This window comes from Nocardia sp. NPDC004722 (assembly GCF_053601505.1).
On sequence record NZ_JBSGBY010000072.1, the window covers coordinates 1 to 20546 of the forward strand.

Here is a 20546-nt window from a genome sequence, read left to right on the forward strand (position 1 = left end):
TAACGACGCAGATAATCGTCGTCGTTGACCTTCTCGGATATGGGTGCGTTGATCAGTTCGACCTTGGCAGGAGGTCCGCGTGGTCCCTTTGGGAGCGTGTTCAGCGTGACGTTGAGTTCCCCGGCGCGCTTGGACAGCGCGCGGGTGCGTTCGGCGTCGATATCCAGGGTGTGGCGGCCGATTTCGTAGTTCTCGTCCCGGCTGGGGGCGGGTGCGAGCGCGGTCGGCTCGCTGACCCCGGCCAGGGCGCGCTGCCACGCGTCCAGGGATTCGTTGCGGTCCCGCCCGGCCAGCCAGGCCAGGTAGTTGCGGAACGACGCCACCCGCGGCAGCGCGGACAGGTCGCCACGCACCGCGTACAGCACCAGCAGGTCGCGCATGAGCAGCGGCATCGACCAGCCGTCCACCAGGATGTGGTGGGTGGTGATCACCAGGTGCACCAGCTCGTCGTTGATGCGGAACACCGTGAACCGCATCAAAGGCGCGGCGGACAGGTCGAAGTGCTCGGCCTGCTCGACGGCGATCAGCTCCCGCATGCGCGGATTGCGTTCACCCTCAGGCAGATCCGTCAGATCGATGACCTTGAACGGTGCCTCGACCCGGTCCAGCACCACCTGGTGGGCCTGACCGTCGGAGTCGGTGACGAACGCGGTCCGCAGGCTCGGGTACCGGTCGAGAATGGCCTGCGCGGCCACCTTCAAACGGTCGATGTCCACCACACCGCTCAGGTCCAACACGGTCTGAATGGTGTAGACGTCCACCGTGTTCTGGGTGAGCATCGCGTGGAACAACAGACCCGACTGCAGCGGCGAGAGCGGCCACACATCCGACAGTGCCGGATACTGCTTCTCCCACACCTCGATATCGGACTGCCCGACCCGCACCAGCGGCAGATCCGACGGCGTGAAGCCGCCCGCCTCCGGCCGCTTGGCGTGGGTGGCCAGCGCGGTCAGCGCCGCCACGAACAGATCCGCGAACTCCTGCACCCGTTCCCGCTCGAGCAGCCCGCGCGGGAAGGAGAAGGCGGCACCGAGCTGCGGGCCGTCCTCGCCGTCGGTGACGATGGCGTTGATGTCGAGGGTGGCGTTGGCGGGCATGTCGGCGTCCATGTCGCCGTCGAGGCGGCCCAGGTCGTCGACGGGCACCCAGCCGAGTTCGGCCATGCCCTCGGGCACCTCGCCCGCGGACATGCGGCCCAGGTAGTTGAAGCTGATCTGCCCGACATCCGTGAGCTGTGCACCGGTTTCGGGGTTGAGGTAGCGCAGCAGACCCCAGCCCAGACCCTTGTCGGGCAGCGCCAGCAACTGCTCCTTGACCGATTTCACGATGTCGCCCAGGGCTTTTCCGCCCGCGAAGGCATCACCGAGGTCGGCGTCGCCCAGGTCCAGCCGGACCGGGAACGCCGCGGTGAACCAGCCGACCGTGCGCGAAAGATCCGCGCCCGCGACGATTTCCTCTTCGCGGCCGTGGCCTTCGAGCTTGATCAACGCGGAACCGCCCGCGGTCTGACCGCGCCAGCGGGTGACCGCCATGGCCAGTGCCGTGAGCAGACCGTCGTTCACGCCGCCCCGGTACAGACCCGGGACGGAGGTGAGCACGGCCTCGGTGACGGCGGCCGGAACACTGACCTCGATCCGCTCGAGCGTCGAGAACGTGTCGACCTTGGGATCGAAGGCCCGCGAGCCCAGCAGCGGATCGGGAGTCTCGGTGACCCGCTGCCAGAACGGCAGTTCGGCGACCCGCTCCGGATTGCGCGACTCCTCGACCAGCGCGTGCGCCCAGCGCCGCAGCGACGTCCCGGTCTCGGGCAGCGCCAGCGGCTGATCGAAGGCGAGCTGCGACCAGGCCAGACCCAGGTCCGGAATCAGGATGCGCCAGGACACACCGTCGACCACCAGATGGTGGGCGATGATCAGCAGCACGTCACGACGCACGCGAGTCTCGTCCGAGCCGCCGAAGGCGAACCAAACGAACTGCGCCATCACGGCATTCGCCGGATCCAGGCGACCCAGCGCCGCGTCGAATTCGATGCTGCCGACCCGGGTCAGCTCCTCGTCGGAGACGTCCCCGGCCAGCTCGACCCGGTGCACCAGCGCGTCGACGTCGATGTCACCGCGCGGCAGCACCTCGAATTCGAAGCCGTCCGTGGCGTTTCCGCGCAGTCGCGAGCGCAGCACGTCGTGGTGATCGAACACCGCGGACAGCGCCCCGACCAGCGTCTGCCGGTCGATGCCGTCCGGCAGGCGCAGCGGCATGGTCTGCGAGAACCGTTCGAACGACGACCCGCTCGACAGCGTCGCGTGCATGATCGGCGTCAGCGGGATCTCGCCGACCCCGCCGCCGGGCAGCTCGGCCAGCTTGACCTGCTCGGTCTCCCCGCGCAGCGTCGCGACCTCGGCCAGTCCGGCCGGGGTCCGCTTGTCGAACACGTCGCGCGGCGAGAACACGATGCCGCGCGCCTTGGCCGCCGAGACCAGCTGGATGGACAGGATCGAGTCGCCGCCGAGCGCGAAGAACGAGTCGTCCGCGCCGACCTGCTCGGCCCCGAGCAGTTCCGCGAAGACCTCCGCGATGGCCGCTTCCATCTCGGTGACGGGAGCGCGGAAGTCGCGCGCGGTGAACACCGGTTCGGGCAGGGCCCGGCGATCCAGCTTGCCCGCGGGGGTCAGCGGGATGGCGTCGAGGACCGTGATCGCCGACGGCACCATGTATTCCGGCAGTCGACCCGCGACATGCTCTGTCAGAGCGGCGATGTCGATGGTCTGTCCCGCGACCGGCAGCACGTAGGCCGCCAGCACGGTCGCACCGGCAGCGGTCTTGTGTCCCACGGTGACCGCGAAGTCGACGGACTCGTGCGAAACCAGCGCCGCGTCGATCTCGCCCAGTTCGATGCGGAAACCACGCACCTTGACCTGGAAGTCGTTGCGGCCCACGTATTCCACGGCACCGTCGGCGGTCCAACGGACCACGTCACCGGTGCGGTACATGCGCTCACCGACCGCGTACGGATCGGCGACGAACCGCTCGGCACTCAGACCCGGACGCTCGTGGTAGCCGCGCGCCAGCTGAATACCGGATACGTACAGCTCACCCGCGACGCCGACCGGCACCGGGCGCAACCGCGCGTCGAGCACCATGGCCCGCATGCCCCGGATCGGCCCACCGATGGTGACCGGTTCGCCCGCGGCCAGCGCGCCACTGATATTGGTGGCGACGGTGGCTTCGGTCGGCCCGTAGGCATTGTGGAAGGCGCGAACGGTGCGGTCCGGCAACGGAACCGCCCACTTGGCCACCACATCCGGCGACACCGCTTCACCACCGGCGACCAGCACCCGCAGCGAGTCCAAGCCCTTGGGATCGAAGGTGGACAGCGCCGCCGGGGTGATGAACGCGTGCGTGACCCGCTCGCGCTGCATCAGCTCCGACAGTTCCGCGCCACCGAAGACACCCGGCGCGACGACCACCATGGTGCCGCCCGCGCCGATGGCGAGCAGGAACTCCAGGATGGACGCGTCGAACGACGGCGACGCGAAATGCAGTGTCCGCGAACCGGAGTCCAGCCCGTACCGCACGACCTGCTCGACCGCGAAGTTGGCCAGACCGGCGTGGGTGACCACGACGCCCTTCGGCACACCGGTGGTGCCGGAGGTGTAGATCACGTACGCGACGTGCTCCGGCCGCACCGGAGCCCAGCGCTCGGTGTCGGTGACGGGTTCGGCCGAGTGCGAGGCGATTTCGGCGTGCACCATCGGATCGTCGAGCGAGATCCAGCCCGCCAGGCTCTTGACCGGCGGCAGCCCGTCGAGCTCGGCGTCGACCGTCAGGCCGAGCACCGCGCCGGAGTCGTTGACCATGTGCGCGATGCGGTCGGCCGGGTAGGACGGGTCGACCGGCACGAACGCCGCACCCGTCTTGGCGACCGCCCAGATGGCCAGCACCGATTCGAACGAGCGCCGAATCGCGATGGCGACCCGGGTTTCCGGACCGGCCCCGCGTTCCATGAGCATCCGCGCCAGGCGCGAGGAGGCCGCGTCGAGTTCGGCGTAGCCGAGGCCCTGCCCGTCGAAGACGACCGCCTCGCCGACCGGGTTGTTGGCGACGGCGTCGGCCAGCAGCTCGGGCAGGGTGCGCGGCGTGATCGCCGGACCGCCGGTGCGCGAGATCAGGTCCGCGCGCTCGTCGTCGGCCAGGATCGACAGATCGCCGACCGGGGTCCGCGGCGCGGCGACGATCTCACCCAGCAGTCGGGTGAACCGCTCCGCGAAGCCTTCCACGGTGGCCTGGTCGAACAGGTCACGGGCGTAGCCGAATTCGGCGTACATGCCCTTGCCCGGCTCGGCCTCGGTCAGCGTGAGCTGGAGGTCGAACTTGGCGACCTCGTTCTCGAACTCGACCGCCGCGACCCGCAGGGCGGGCAGCTCGAAGGAGCTGTCGGGCAGGTTCTCGAACGACAGCGCCACCTGGAACAGCGGGTGCCGCGCGGTGGAACGTTCCGGGTTGAGCAGCTCGACGAGCCGCTCGAACGGAATGTCGGCGTGCGCGAACGCCTGCAGGTCACTGTCCTTGGCGCGCGCCAGCAGTTCGGTGAAGCTCTCGCGCCCGGTCACCTCGGTGCGCAGCACCAGGGTGTTGACGAACATGCCGATCAGGTTGTCCAGCTCGGCCTCGCCACGGCCCGCGATGGGCGCGCCGATGGCGATGTCGGTGGTGCCGGACAGCCGGGCCAGGAAGGCCGCGAGCGCCGTGTGCACGACCATGAACATGGTCGCGTTGTTGGTGCGCGCGATCTGCTGCAGGCCGCGGTGCAGGTCGTTGCCGATCGGGAACAGCACCCGGCCGCCGCGGAAGGACTGCGCGTTGGGGCGCGGCCGATCCGAGGGCAGGTTCAGTTCGTCGGGCAGGTCGGCCAGCGCGGTGCGCCAGTAATCGGCCTGCGAGGCAATGAGACTGGTGGCGTCGTCCTCGGCACCCAGCAGCTCACGCTGCCAGATCGAGAAGTCCGCGTACTGCACGGGCAGCGGTGCCCAGCCGGGCTCGACACCGGCGGCGCGGGAGGCGTAGGCCACCATGACGTCGCGGGTGAGCGGGCCCATGGACCAGCCGTCGGCGGCGATATGGTGGGTGACGAACACGAGCACGTGCTCGACCTCGTCGGCCCCGTCGACCCGGAACAGCTTGGCGTGCACCGGAACCTCGACGGTCACGTCGAAGCCGGTGCCGATCACCGCCGCGATCCGCTCGGTCACCTCGTCCACCGACACCGCGATCGGCGTCAGATCCGGAACCACTTGCGCGGCAGGCACGATCGCCTGTGTCGCGGCACCGTTCACCTGCGGGTAGATGGTGCGCAGCGTCTCGTGGCGGCCGATCACGTCGGCCACGGCCTGTTGCAGCGCCTCGACATCCAGCGCGCCGGTCAGCCGCACCGCGACGGGCACGTTGTAGGCGGCCGAGGCAGTGTCGAACTGGTTGAGGAACCACATGCGCTGCTGTGCCAGCGACAGCGGCACATTCTCCGGACGCGGTCCGGCGGTGAGCGCCTTGCGATCTCCCGCGCCGGCGTGCTGTTCGACCTTGGCGGCCAGTCCGGCGACGGTCGACGCCTCGAACACGGCGCGCACCGGCACCCGCGCGTCCAGGGCCGCGCCGATGCGCGCGGCGACCTGGGTGGCGAGCAGCGAGTTGCCGCCGAGGGCGAAGAAGTCGTCGTCGGCACCGACCCGCTCGACCCCGAGGACCTCCGCGATGACGCCCGCCACGATCTCCTCGATCGGGGTGGACGGCGCGCGGAAGGCGGTGGTCTCGAACTCGGGCTCCGGCAGCGCCTTGCGATCCAGCTTGCCGTTCACGTTGAGCGGCAGGGCGTCCAGGACCACGAACGCCGACGGCACCATGTAGGACGGTAGCGCCGAGCTCAGCGCCGACTTCACCAGCGGCACATCCACACCCGAGCCGGACGGCACGAGGTAGGCGACCAGGCGGTCACCCGTGCGGGCATCCTGCTTGGCGATGACGGCGGTCTGCGCGACCTCCGGCAACGCGAGCAACGCCGCCTCGATCTCACCCAACTCGATACGGAAACCACGGATCTTCACCTGGAAGTCCGTACGACCCCGGTAATCCAGCTCGCCGTCGTTCCAGGCGACCAGGTCACCGGTGCGGTACATGCGCTCACCAACCGCGAACGGATTGGCCACGAAACGATCCGCGGTCAGATCCGGTCGCGCGAAGTAGCCACGCGCCAACTGCGCACCGGCGAGGTAGAGCTCACCGGAGACACCGTCGGGCACGGGGTTGAGGCGTGCGTCGAGGACGTAGACCTGCGAGTTCCATTCCGGCACACCGATCGACACCGCACCGGCATCGGCATCGGTGACCAGATGCGAGGTGATCGACACCGCGGCCTCGGTCGGGCCGTAGAGGTTGAACAGTTCCGCGTTCGGGTTCCCTGTACGGAAGCGCTGCGCCACCGAGGCGGGCAGCGCCTCACCGATGGCCAGCACGCGCCGCAGTGAATCGTTCAGCGTCCCTTCGGCTTCGGTGAGCAGCGAGTCCAACATCGACGGCACCACATGCAACGTGGTGACCCGCTCCCGAGCCATCAACTCGTTGAGGTAGCCCGGATCGCGATGCCCGTCAGCCGAAGCGATCACCAGACGACCACCCGACACAGCGGCCGACCAGAACTCCCACACCGAAAGGTCGAACGTCGCGGCCGTCTTGAGCAGCACCGCATCATCGGCACCGAGCCCGAATTCCGCGGTCTTCCACTGCAACTGGTTGGCGATAGCGCTGTGCGGCAGCGCCACACCCTTCGGCCGACCGGTCGAACCGGAGGTGAAGATGACATACGCGGTGTGCTCGGGCCGCAGCGGTGCGACCCGCTCGAGATCGGTGACCGGGCCGAGGTTGGCCCCGGACGCGATCTCGTCCGTGAACACCAGCGGCGCGACCTCGGTCGTGAACTCCGCGGCCGCATTGGTCAGCACGCACACCGGAGCGGCGGTCTCCAGGATGTACCCGGTCCGCTCTGCGGGCTGATCCGGATCGACCGGCACGTACGCGCCACCGGCGACCGACACCGCGTACATGGCGACGACCAGATCCACCGAGCGCCGCAGCGCCAGCGCCACCCGGGCTTCCGGGCCCACGCCCAGCGAAATCAGGTGCCGGGCCAGGCCGTTGACCCGCGCCGCGAGTTCGGCGTAGGTCAGCGTCTGCCCGTCGGGTCCGATGAGCGCGATGGCGGTCGGCTTGGCCAGCACCGTCGCGTTGAGCATCGACACCAGCGTGGCGTTCGAATCCACCGGGTGCGCGGTCTCGTTGCGCGCCTCGAGGATCTCGGTCCGCTCGGCGGGGGCCAGCAGTTCGATCGCGCCGACGTTGGTGCGCGGCGCGGCCACGATGGCGCGCAGCAGGTGCACGAAGCGTTCCGCGAACCCGTCCACGGTCTCGCGGTCGAAGATATCGGTGGCGTAGGTCAGGATGCCCGTGATGCCCTGTGCCGCACCGTCTTCGCCGTAGAGGTCGGAGACGATGAGGTGCAGGTCGAACTGCGACAGCTCAGTGTCCACGTCGAGGCCGGACACGCTCAACCCGGGCAGTTCCAGGGTGGAGCGGGTCAGGTTCTGGAAGGACAGACCCACCTGGAACAGCGGGTGCCGCGCGGTGGAGCGGGCCGGGTTGAGCACCTCGACGAGCCGCTCGAACGGCACGTCGGCGTTGGCGTACGCCTGGATGTCGGTCTCGCGCTGACGTCCCAGCAGCGCCGCGAACGACTCCCCCGCCTCCACAGTGGTGCGGAACACCAGCGTGTTGACGAACATGCCGATCAGGTCGTCGAGCACGGCCTCGCCACGACCGGCCATCGGGGTGCCGATGGCGATGTCGTCGGAACCGGACAGCCGCGACAGCAGCACCGCGAGCGCGGTGTGCACGACCATGAACAGCGTCGCGCCCTCGGCGCGCGCCAATTCGACCAGGCCGCTGTGCAATTCGGCGTCGATGCGGACATCGATCTTGCCGCCCGCGAAGGACTGCACGGCCGGACGCGGCCGGTCGGCCGGGAGATCCAGCTGATCGGGCAGCCCGGCAAGGGCGTTGCGCCAGTAGGCGACCTGCTTGGCGGCGAGGGATTCCGGATCACTCTCGTCACCCAGCAGTTCGCGCTGCCAGATGGAGTAGTCGGCGTACTGCACCGCCAGCGGCTGCCAGCCCGGCTTCTGCTTGATGGAACGCGCCGCGTAGGCGGTCATCAGGTCGCGGGTCAGCGGGGCCACCGAGGAACCGTCACCGGAGATGTGGTGGATCACCAGGGCGAGTACGTATTCCGCGCTCACCGGGGCGTTCGGGTCCACCACCGGGTACTGCCCGGTGGGCGCGATATCGGCGAAGTCGAAGGTGTAGGCGGCGGCGTGCGCGGCAGCTTCCGACTCGACGACCGCGACGGTCTCCGAGCCTTCGATCTTGAACAGCGCCACCTTGATCGGCACCTCGACGGTGACGTCGAAGCTGGTGGAGGTCAGCTCCACCACCGCGCCGACGACCTCGTCCTGGCTGACCGTGCGCACCTCGAGCTCGGGCACGGCCTGCGCGGGCGGCAGGATGACCTGCACCGCGCCGTCCTCGGTCTGCGGGTAGATGGTCCGCAGGATCTCGTGGCGGGCAACCACATCCGCGATGGCGGCGCGCAACGCGTCCTCGTCGAGCGCGCCGGACAGGCGCACCGCGACGGGCACGTTGTAGGCCGCCGAGGCGGTGTCGAAGCGGTTGAGGAACCACATGCGCTGCTGGGCCAGCGACAGCGGAATGTTCTCCGGTCGCGGTCCGGCGGTCAGCGCCTTGCGGCCCGCGCCCGCGTCGCGTTCCACGCGGGCGGCCAGCGCCGCGACCGTGGACGCCTCGAACAGCAGTCGCACCGGCACCCGGGTGTTGAGCGCCTCGCCGAGGCGCGCGGCGACCTGGGTGGCGAGCAGCGAGTTGCCGCCCCACTGGAAGAAGTCGTCGTCCAGGCCGATGCGCCCGGATTCGACGCGCAGCACGTCGGCGAACACGCCAGCCACGATCTGCTCGATCGGGCTGACGGGTGCGCGGAAGACCGCCTTCTCGAAGGTGGGCTCCGGCAGCGCCTTGCGGTCGAGCTTGCCATTGGCGTTGAGCGGCAACGCCTCCAGCGGCATGAAGACCGACGGGATCATGTACGACGGCAGTTCCGCGGCCAGCGCCGACTGCAACTGCTGCTTGTCGGGCTCACCGTCGACGCCGACCACGTAGGCCACCAGGCGGTCGCCCAGCACCGGGTCGGTGTGCGCGACCACGGCCGCCGACGCGATGGCATCGACGCGCAGCAGCGCGGTCTCGATATCGCCGAGCTCGATGCGGAAGCCGCGGATCTTCACCTGGAAGTCGGTGCGGCCCCGGTACTCCAGCTCCCCGTTGGCCTGCCAGGCCACCAGGTCACCGGTGCGGTACATGCGGGAACCGTTGTCGGCGAACGGGTTCGCGACGAAACGATCCGAGGTCAGGTCCGGGCGGCCGTAGTAGCCGCGCGCCAGCTGGGCACCGGCGAGGTACAGCTCACCGGACACGCCCACCGGCACCGGCCGCAGCCGCGAATCCAGCACGTACACCTGGGAGTTCCATTCGGGCGAGCCGATGGACACCGACAGCTCGTCGCGCTCGGTGACCCGGTGGTTGGTGATGGACACCGCGGCCTCGGTCGGGCCGTAGAGGTTGAACAGCTCGGTGCGCGGACGCTCGCGCAGCACGCGCAGCGCCAGCGGCCCGGGCAGCGCCTCACCGATGGCCAGGACGCGCCACAGCGAGTCCGGCAGTCCGTCGGTGAGCAGCGCGTCCAGCATGGACGGCACCACGTGCAGGGTGGTCACCCATTCCCGCGCCATGAGCTCGTTGAGGTAGGCCGGGTCCTTGTGCCCGTCCGGGGCGGCGATGACCATGCGGCCACCGCAGGCCACGGCCGACCAGAACTCCCACACCGAGAGGTCGAAGGTGGCGGCGGTCTTGAGCAGCACCGCGTCGGCCGGGTCGAGCCCGAATTCGGTGACCTTCCACAGCAACTGGTTCACGACCGCGCCGTGCGGCAGCGCCACACCCTTCGGGCGGCCGGTCGAACCGGAGGTGAAGATGATGTACGCGGTGTTGGCGGCGTTGAGCTCCCGCACCCGCTCGGCGGCCTTGACCGGCTTGGCCGAGTGGCCCGACAGGTCCAGCTCGTCGATGCGCAGCACCTCGGCCAGTTCGGTCTCGAAACCGACGGCGGCCGTGGTCAGTACGGCCTTGGGCGCGGACGTCTCGAGGATGTAGCCGACGCGTTCGGCGGGCTGATCGGGATCGATCGGCACGTAGGCGGCACCGGACTTGGCGACGGCGTACATGGCGACCACCAGATCGGTGGAGCGCCGGATGGCAAGCGCCACCCGGTCTTCGGTGCCGATGCCGCGCGCGATGAGCTCACGGGCGAGCTGGTTGACGCGAGCATCCAGCTCGGCGTAGGTCAGCGACTCCGCTCCGTCGACGGTGTCGGCGACGATGGCGACGGCCTTCGCGTCGTCGGCGACCGCCTTGTCCAGCAGCGAGACCAGCGTGGCCTGCGACGCATTCGGGAATACCGAGTCCACGTCCTGGCCGGTGTTGTTCCAGCGCTTCAGGATCCGGTCGTTCTCGGCGTCGTCCAGCAGGTCGAGATCGCCGACCGCGACGCTGGTGTCCGCCAGGATGGCGTCGAGCACCCGCACGAACCGGTCCGCGAAGGACTGGATGGTCGATTCGTCGAACAGGTCGGTGGCGTAACCGAATTCGGTGAGGATTTCCGCCGGTGCGCCGTCCTCGGTGTACCGGTCGTACAGGGTGACCTGGAGATCGGTCTTGGCCAGCTGCGAGTCGAATTCGACCGCGGCCACGTGCAGGCCCGGCAGTTCGAAGGCGGTCTCGGCCAGGTTCTGGAACGACAGGCCCACCTGGAACAGCGGGTTGCGCGCGGTGGAGCGCACCGGGTTGAGCACCTCGACGAGCCGCTCGAACGGCACGTCGGCGTTGGCGAATGCCTCGAGGTCGCGTTCGCGGACCTCGGAGAGCAGCTGCGCGAAGCTCGCGGCGCCGTCGACCTGGGTGCGGAACACCAGGGTGTTGACGAACATGCCGATCAGATCGTCGAGTTCGCGCTCACCGCGGCCCGCGATCGGGGTGCCGACCGCGATGTCCTCGGTGCCCGAGAGCCGGGCCAGCAGCACCGCGAGGGCGGCGTGCACGACCATGAACAGCGACGCGTTGTTGGCGCGCGCCAGTTCGTGCAGCTTGGCGTGGCGCTCGGCGTCGATGTCGAAGCGCAGCGCCTTGCCGTGGAAGGACTGCGCCGGCGGGCGCGGCCGATCGGTGGGCAGTTCCAGCTGGTCGGGCAGTCCGGCCAGCGCGCGGGTCCAGTACGAGACCTGCTTGGCGGCAAGCGATTCGGCGTCGTCCTCGCGGCCGAGCACCTCGCGCTGCCACAGCGCGTAGTCGGCGTACTGCACCGGCAGCGGAGTCCACTGCGGCACATCGCCGTTGGCGCGGGCCACGTAGGCGGCCATGATGTCGCGCGCCATCGGGCCCATGGAGGAGCCGTCGGCGGAGACGTGGTGGACGGTGAAAGCCAGCACGTGCTGGGTTGTCTCGCTGTCGGAGATGTGGAACATCTTGACGGCGAGCGGCACCTCGACGGTCACGTCGAAGGTGGTCATGGCGAATTCGATGACCTTGCCGAGCAGTTCGGCCTCGGTCACGTCCTCGGGCACCAGCGTCAGGTCGGTCTGCGCGGTGGACAGCACTACCTGGTGCGGGCCTTCGGCGGTGCGCGGGTAGACCGTGCGCAGCACCTCGTGCCGTGCGATCACATCGCCGATGGCCTGCTGCATGGCGTACAGGTCCAGCGCACCGGTGAAGCGCACCGCCAGCGGAATGTTGTCGACGGCCGAAGTGCTGGTGTCGAACTGGTTGAGGAACCAGTACCGCTGCTGGGCCGGGGACAGCGGCAGCGTCGCGGGCCGCTCACCGGCGACCAGGCGCGGACGCCGCCCGGATCCGGCATTGCGTTCCACCCGTGCGGCCAGCGCCGCGACGGTGGACGCTTCGAACAGATCGCGGACCGCCAGCTGAGTGTCCAGGGCCGCGCCGAGACGGGCGGTGACCTGAGTGGCGATCAGCGAGTTGCCGCCGAGCTCGAAGAAGTCGTCGTCCATGCCGACCCGGCCGACGCCGAGCACATCGGTGAAGATGCCCGCCACGATCTCCTCGATCGGGGTGGACGGGGCACGGAAGACCTTGGCCTCGAACACCGGCGCGGGCAGCTGCTTGCGATCCAACTTGCCGGAAGCATTGAGCGGGAAGGCTTCCAACACCACGAACGCGGTCGGCACCATGTAGCCGGGCAGGCCGTCGTGCAGTTCGGCGCGCACGGCCTCGACATCGACGCTGTGCCCGGCGGCCGGGATGACATAGCCGACCAGCTGTTCGCCGAGCCGCTCGTCGCTGCGGACCACGACCACCGACTGGGCGATGGATTCGACGGCGGTGAGCGCCGATTCGATCTCGCCGAGCTCGATGCGCAGACCGCGCAGCTTCACCTGGAAGTCGGTGCGGCCCAGGTATTCGATCTCCCCGCGACCGGTCCACTTGACCAGGTCGCCGGTGCGGTACATGCGCTCACCAGCGTGGAACGGGTCCGCGACGAAGCGGTCCGCGGTCAGGTCGGGGCGCGCGACATAGCCGCGCGCCAGCTGCACGCCCGACAGGTACAGCTCACCCGCGACACCCGGGGCGACCGGGTGCAGACGCGAATCCAGCACGTACACACGGGTGTTGAACACCGGCGCACCGATCGGCACCGACAGCGTGTCGGCATCGGTGACCTCGTGGTAGGTGACGTCGACCGCGGCCTCGGTCGGGCCGTACAGGTTGTGCACCCGAGTCCCGGTCAGCTCGCGCAGCTTCTGCGCGGTCGGCGCGGGCAGCGCCTCACCGGAGGCGAACACCTGTGCCAGCGAAGTGAGCGCGGCGGCCTTGTCCGGGTTGGCTTCCAGCCCGGCCACGAACACCGACATCATCGACGGCACGAAGTGCGCGGTGGTGACACCGGTCTCGATGATCAGATCCGCCAGGTAGGCCGGATCGCGGTGGCCGTCCGGCTTGGCGATGACCAGCGTCGCGCCGATCTGCAAGGGCCAGAAGAACTCCCACACCGACACGTCGAAGGTGGCGGGCGTCTTCTGCAGCACCACATCGTCGTCGAAGAGGTTGTACTCGGTCTGCATCCAGACCAGGCGATTGACGATGGCGGAGTGGCTGACCGCCACACCCTTCGGGCGGCCGGTCGAACCCGACGTGAAGATCACGTACGCGGTGTTGTCGCCGCGCAGCGGGGCGACGCGGTCCGCGTCGGTGATCGGGGCATCCGAGTGACCGGAGACGTCCAGCTCGTCGATCAGCAGTGTGCGCGTGCTGGTTTCGAAGCCGTCGCGGCTGGTGGAGAGCACGCACACCGGCCGCGCGGTGTCGAGCACGTACTGGTTGCGCTCGGCCGGGTGGTCGGGATCCAGCGGCACGTACGCGCCGCCGGCCAGCGTGACGGCGTACATGCCGACCAGCAGGTCGAAGGAGCGGCGCATGCCCAGGGCCACATAGGAATCCGGGCCGACGCCCTCGGCGATGAGGTGCCGGGCCAGGCGGTGCGCCCGGGACGCGAACTCGCCGTAGGTCAGGCTCTCGCCCTCGAACACCAGCGCGGTCAGCTTCGGCGTCTGCTTGGCCTGCTGCTCGAACATCGACGCCAGGGTGACCTCGGCGGCGACCTTCTTGCCGCCCAGCGCGACCCGCTTGACGTCGTATTCGGTGGCGTTCCAGCCACGCAGCACCTGACGGCGCTCGGCGTCGTCGAGCAGTTCGATATCGCCGACCAGCGCGGCCGGTTCGGTGACCACGGCCGACAGCAGGCGCACCAGGCGCGCCCCGAACCCGGCCACGGTGGCCGCGTCGAACATGTCGGTGGCGTAGGCGAATTCGGCGGTCATGCCGTCGCCTTCGGCCCGCTCGGTGAGGTTGAGGTGCAGGTCGAACTTGGCGGTGACCACGTCCAGCGGCACCCCGGCGACCTCGAGCCCGGGCAGGGCGAAGGTGGTCGCGCCGGTGTTCTGGAACGACAGCATGACCTGGATGAGCGGATGCCGGGCCTGCGAGCGAGCCGGGTTGAGGATCTCCACCAGGCGCTCGAAGGGCAGGTCGGCGTGGCCGAAGGCGGCCAGGTCGGTGTCCTTGGTGCGGGCCAGCAGCTCGGCGAAGGTCTCGCCGGAGCCGACGGCCGTGCGCAGCACCAGGGTGTTGACGAACATGCCGATGGCGTCGTCGATCTCCTGCTCGCCGCGACCGGCGACCGCGGTGCCGATGGCGATGTCGTCGCCGTTCGACAGTCGCGCCAGCAGGGCCGCGAAGGCCGCGTGCACGACCATGAACAGCGAGGCGCCGTGCCCGCGGGCCAGGCCGTTGAGCCCGGCCAGCAGGTCGGCGTCGATCGAGAACTCGTACACGCCACCGGCATTGGATGCCACCGCCGGGCGGGGACGGTCCGAGGGCAGGTCGATCTGGTCGGGCAGTCCGGCCAGTTCGCTGCTCCAGTACGACACCTGCTGGGAGATCAGCGATTCGGCGTCGTCCTCGTCGCCGAGGGTCTCGCGCTGCCACAGCGCGAAGTCGGCGTACTGCACCGGCAGCGGAGCCCACTGCGGCGCTTCGCCATTGGCGCGCGAGGCGTAGGCGACCATGACGTCGCGGGCCAGCGGTCGCACCGACCAGCCGTCACCGGAGATGTGGTGGACCACGAAAACCAGGACGTGCGTGGGGGTCTCGGCGTCGGCGACCCGGAACAGCCCGGCGCGCACCGGGGCGGCGGCGGTCACGTCGAAGCCGGTCAGCACCAGTTCGGCGATGCGCTCGCGCAGGTCGGCCTCGTTCACCGAGACCGCGGACAGGCCGGTGCCGCCGCCGTGGATGCCGGCGTTGGCGGCCGAGTCCAAACGGACCTGGTCGGCGGGCAGGATGACCTGCACGCCACGGCCTTCCGCGTTCTCCGGGTAGACGGTGCGCAGCACCTCGTGCCGCTCGAGCACGTCTTCGACGGCGGCCAGCAGGGCGTCCACGTTCAGGTCGCCGGTGAGGCGGACCGCGAGGGGGATGTTGTTGACGGCCGAGGCGGTGTCGAAGCGGTTGAGGAACCACATGCGCTGCTGTGCCAGCGACAGCGGGATCTCGGCGGGCCGCTCCCCCGCCACCAGGGCCGGGCGGCGGCCGGTGCGGGTCTCGGTCTCCAGGCGTGCGGCGAGTCCGGCCACGGTCGGGGCCTCGAACAGCACGCGCACCGGGATGCGGGTGTCCAGCACCGCGCCCAGGCGGGCGACCACCTGGGTGGCGATGAGCGAGTTGCCGCCCAGCTCGAAGAAGTCGTCATCGCGACCGATGGCGGCCTCGGTGCCGAGCACCTCGGCGAACACGGCCGCGACGTTCTCCTCGGCCGGGGTCGCGGGGGCACGGAACTCGCGCGCCTCGAACTCCGGCTCGGGCAGGGCGCGACGGTCGAGCTTGCCATTGGCGTTGAGCGGCATGGCATCCAGCGACACCAGCGCGGCCGGGACCATGTAGGACGGCAGCTGCGCGGACAGGTGCGCACGCAGGGCGTCGATATCGACGGCTCCGGCGGACGGCACCACGTAGCCGACGAGGCGGTCACCGGTACGCGGATCGGAGTTCATGACCACGACGGCCTGGGCCACCGACTCGTGTCCGGTCAGCGCGGACTCGATCTCACCCAGCTCGATCCGCAGACCACGCAACTTCACCTGGAAGTCGGTGCGACCGAGGTAGGTAATGGAGCCGTCCGCGTTCCAGCGCACCAGGTCACCGGTGCGGTACATGCGTTCACCGAAGCCCAGCGGGTTGGCGACGAATCGGTCAGCGGTCAGATCCGCACGACCGACGTAACCACGCGCGAGCTGGCTACCGGCGAGGTACAGCTCACCCGCGACACCGGGAGCGACCGGGTGCAAACGCGCATCCAGGATGTACGCCTGCGCATTCCACACCGGGCGACCGATCGGCACCGCGCCCTGCACATCGTCCGCGACCGGCGCGTAGGTGGCGTGGACCGTGAACTCGGTCGGACCGTAAAGGTTGTGCAGCTCAGCAGCGCTGACCTTGCGGAACGCGTGCACCACATCCGAGGTGAACGCCTCACCGGCGATCAGCAGCGCCCGCAGCGACGACAGCTGCGCCGCGTCGACACTCGTCGCGAAGACACTGAGCATGGACGGCACGAACGACGTGATCGTGACGTGCTCGGCCGCAATGACTTCCGCCAGATAACCGGGATCGCGATGCCCGTCCGGCGTGGCGACGACCATCCGGCCACCGACGGCCAGCGGACCGAACAGCTCCCACACCGACACGTCGAAGGTCTGCGGCGTCTTGAGCAGCACCACATCGTCGGCAGAAAGCGCGTATTCGGAAGTAATCCAGGCGATCTGGTTGACGGCAGCGGCGTGCGAAACCGCCACACCCTTCGGACGACCGGTCGAACCGGAGGTGAAGATGACGTACGCGGCATTAGAAGACCGCAGCGGCGCAACACGATCCGCGTCGGAAACCACAGCATCGGAGTAACCGCTGACATCGAGGGCGTCGACGACCAGCACCGGCGCGGCGTCGTAACCGAAGCCGTCACGCGAAGTGGTCAGAACCGCCACCGGCTGCGCGGTCTCGAGCACGTACTCGATACGGTCGGCAGGCTGATCCAGGTCCAGCGGCACGTACGCGCCACCGGCGGCCAGCACCGCATACATCGCCACCACCAGATCGGTGGAGCGGCGAATACCCAACGCCACCAGTGTGTCCGGGCCGACACCCGACGCGATCAGATGCCGGGCCAGCCGGTGCACGCGAGCAGCGAACTCGCCGTAGGACAGAGCTGTCCCCTCGAAGCTGAGCGCGACCGCTTCGGGCGTCCGCGCCGCCTGCGCCTCGAACTGGCTCAGCAGCGTGTTCGCGGCGTCGCCGGAGGCGAAGTGCAGGGCGTCGGCCAGCACGCTTTCCGCCACGTCGGCCCAGCCCAGCGCCGGGTCGTCGTCGAGGACCGCGCCGGTGCGCTCGGCGAGCAGCCCGCTCACCGATCCGGTGTTGCGGCTCCAGGTGTGGCGCACCAGGGTGCGCTCGGCCGGTTCGAGCAGGTCGATATCGCCAACCGCACGCTCCGGATGCGCGGCGATGGCCTTGAGCAGCAACGCGAACCGCTCGCCGAAGCGGGCCATGGTGGCCGCGTCGAACAGGTCGGTGGCGTAGATGAGCTCGGCGGCGATGCCTGCGGGAGCCGCGGCGTGGCCGTTGCCCTCGGCGGTGCCGAGCTGCTCGGTCAGCACCAGCTGGAGGTCGAACTTGGCGGTGTCGATGGGCAGGTCGACCGCGCTGACCGTCAGGCCGGGCAGTTCCAGTTCGGTGATGCCGGTGTTCTGGAACGACAGCATCACCTGGAACAGCGGGTGCCGCGCCTGCGAGCGGGCCGGGTTGAGGATCTCGACCAGGCGCTCGAAGGGCAGGTCGGCGTGGCCGAAGGCCTGGATGTCGGTGGCGCGCACCGCATCCAGCAGCTCGGTGAACCCGCGGCCGCCGTCCACCTCGGTGCGCAGCACCAGGGTGTTGACGAACATGCCGATCAGGTCGTCGAGCGCGCGTTCGCCACGACCGGCGACCGGGGTACCGATGGCGATGTCCTGCTCGCCCGACAGGCGCGAGAGCAGCACGGCCAGCGCCGAGTGCATGACCATGAACAGCGTCGCGCCACGGGTGCGGGCGAGTTCGCCGAGCTTGGCGTGGGTTTCGGCGTCGATGGTGAAGACGTGGGTCGCGCCCTTGCCGGAGGCGACCGCGGGCCGCGGCCGGTCGGCGGGCAGCTCCAGCTGATCCGGCAGCCCGGCCAGCGAGTCGCGCCAGTACGAGATCTGCTGGGAGATCACCGATTCGGGGTCGCGCTCGTCGCCGAGCACCGAGCGCTGCCACAGCGCGAAGTCGGCGTACTGGACTTCCAGTGCCTGCCAACCCGGTTCGCCGCCCTCGACGCGCGCGCCGTAGGCGGTCATCACGTCGCGGGTGAGCGGGCCCATGGAGAAGCCGTCGGCCGAGATGTGGTGCACCACCAGCGCGAGCACGTGCTCGGTGGGGCTGATCTCGAACAGTCGCGCCCGGAACGGCACCTCGGCGGTGACGTCGAAGCCGGTCAGCAGGAACGCCGAAAGCGCCTGCGGCAGTCCGGCTTCGGCGACCTCGACCGGGGTCAGATCCGGAATGACCTGGCCGGTCGGGACGATCTCCTGGAACGCCTGCCCGTCGATCTCCGGGTAGCGGGTGCGCAGCGATTCGTGGCGCGCGAGCACGTCGGCCACCGCGATCTGCAGGGCCTGGCGGTCCACCAGACCCGACAGCCGCACGGCCGCCGGGATGTTGTCCACGGCCGATTCGGGATCGAACCGGTTGAGGAACCACATGCGCTGCTGCGCCAGCGACAGCGGCAGCCGCTCGGGCCGCTGCTGCGCGGTCAGCTTCTCGCGAGCCCCTGCGCCGGAATGGGTTTCGGCGCGGGCCGCGAGCGCGGCCACGGTCGACGCCTCGAAGATCTCGCGGACGCCCAGGTGGGCGTCCAGCGCGGCCGACAGGCGCGCCGCCACCTGGGTGGCGATGAGCGAGTTGCCGCCGAGGGCGAAGAAGTCGTCGTCGAGACCGACCCGCTCCAGCCCGAGGATCTCGCCGAAGACACCGGCCACGATCTGCTCGACCGGGGTGACCGGGGCGCGGAACACCGCCGCCTCGAACACCGGCGCGGGCAGCGCCTTGCGGTCCAGCTTTCCGGAGGCGTTGAGCGGGAACTCGTCGAGCACCATCAGGATCGACGGCACCATGTAGGACGGCACGCGCTCGCCGACCTCGACGCGGACCTTCTCCACGTCGACGGTCTGCCCGGCGGCCGGGATGACGTAGCCGACCAGCTGATCGCCGGTGTGCACGTCGCTGCGCACCACGACCACCGACTGCGCGATGGAATCCAGTGCGGTGAGCGCGGATTCGATCTCGCCGAGCTCGATGCGCAGACCGCGCAGCTTGACCTGGAAGTCGGTGCGGCCGATGTAGTCCAGTTCGCCGTCCGCGGTCCAGACCACGAGGTCACCGGTGCGGTACATGCGCTCGCCGTCGGCGAACGGGTTGGCCACGAAGCGATCCGAGGACAGATCCGGGCGCGCCACATAGCCGCGCGCCAGCTGCACGCCCGCCAGGTAGAGCTCACCCGCGACGCCCACAGGCACCGGCCGCAGTCGCGAATCCAGCACGTACACCTGGGTGTTGAACACCGGGCGGCCGATCGGCACCGAGTCCACGTCGGCGTCGACGACCTGGTGGTAAGTGACGTCGACGGCGGCTTCGGTCGGACCGTAGAGGTTGTGCAGCTCGGCACCGGTCAGCGCGCGCAGCTTGTGCGACGGCTTGGCCGTGAGCGCCTCACCGGAGGCGAAGACCATGCGCAGGCTGGTGCACTGCGCGGCCGACTCCTCGGCCACGAACACCGCGAGCATCGAGGGCACGAAGTGGGTGACCGTGACGCCTTCGCGGGCAATGAGATCCGCGAGGTAGGCCGGATCGCGATGGCCTTCCGGCTTGGCGATGGCCAGGCGCGCGCCGATCTGCAAGGGCCAGAAGAACTCCCACACCGACACGTCGAAGGTGGCCGGGGTCTTCTGCAGCACCACATCGTCGGCGGTCAGCCCGTACTCGCCCTGCATCCACAGCAGGCGGTTGACGATGGCCGAGTGCGGCACCGCCACACCCTTGGGCCGACCGGTCGAACCGGAGGTGAAGATGACGTACGCGGTATTCGAATCCCGCAGCGGCGCACGCCGTTCCGCCTCGCGCAGCGGGGCCGCCGAATAGGCGCTCAACTCCAGCTTGTCGATGCGCACCTGCGCGGTGTCGATGGCCAGATCCTCACCGGAGGTCAGGACCGTGACCGGGTCGGCGGTCTCGAGGATGTACTCGATGCGCTCGGCCGGGTGATCCGGGTCCAGCGGCACGTAGGCGGCGCCGGTCACGGCCACCGCGTACATGCCGACCACGAGATCGATGGAGCGCCGCATACCCAGCGCCACAAACGATTCCGCGCCGACGCCACGTTCGATGAGCCAGCGGGCCAGGCGATGCACCTGCGCGCCGAACTCGGCGTAGGACAGACTCGTCCCCTCGAAGCTGACGGCAATCGCGTCAGGCGTCCGCAGTGCCTGCGCCTCGAACAGCGCGACCAGCGTGTTCGGCTCCGCCACCGAGGACGGGACGACCGCCGCCAGGGCGGCGTCCACGTCGAAGGCGGTGTCGTTCCAGGTCCCAGCAGGGCTTGAGCACCCAGATCAAACAGCTCGAGCACGCGATGGACGTGGTGTTGTTCTCCCGGACCACCCGCAATGTCGAATTGACCG

1 protein-coding gene and 1 pseudogene are annotated in these 20546 nt (G+C 69.5%); one reads left to right on the forward strand and one right to left on the reverse strand.

The annotated features are described in order from the left end of the window. A pseudogene (locus tag ACWELQ_RS10465) lies at positions 1-20450 on the reverse strand (non-ribosomal peptide synthase/polyketide synthase); the annotation flags it as partial. Between the two features lie 14 nt (positions 20451-20464). Here ACWELQ_RS10465 and ACWELQ_RS10470 point away from each other — a divergent pair. Next, a partial coding sequence (locus ACWELQ_RS10470; protein WP_452396753.1) for a LysR family transcriptional regulator occupies positions 20465-20546 on the forward strand: 82 nt, incomplete at its 3' end.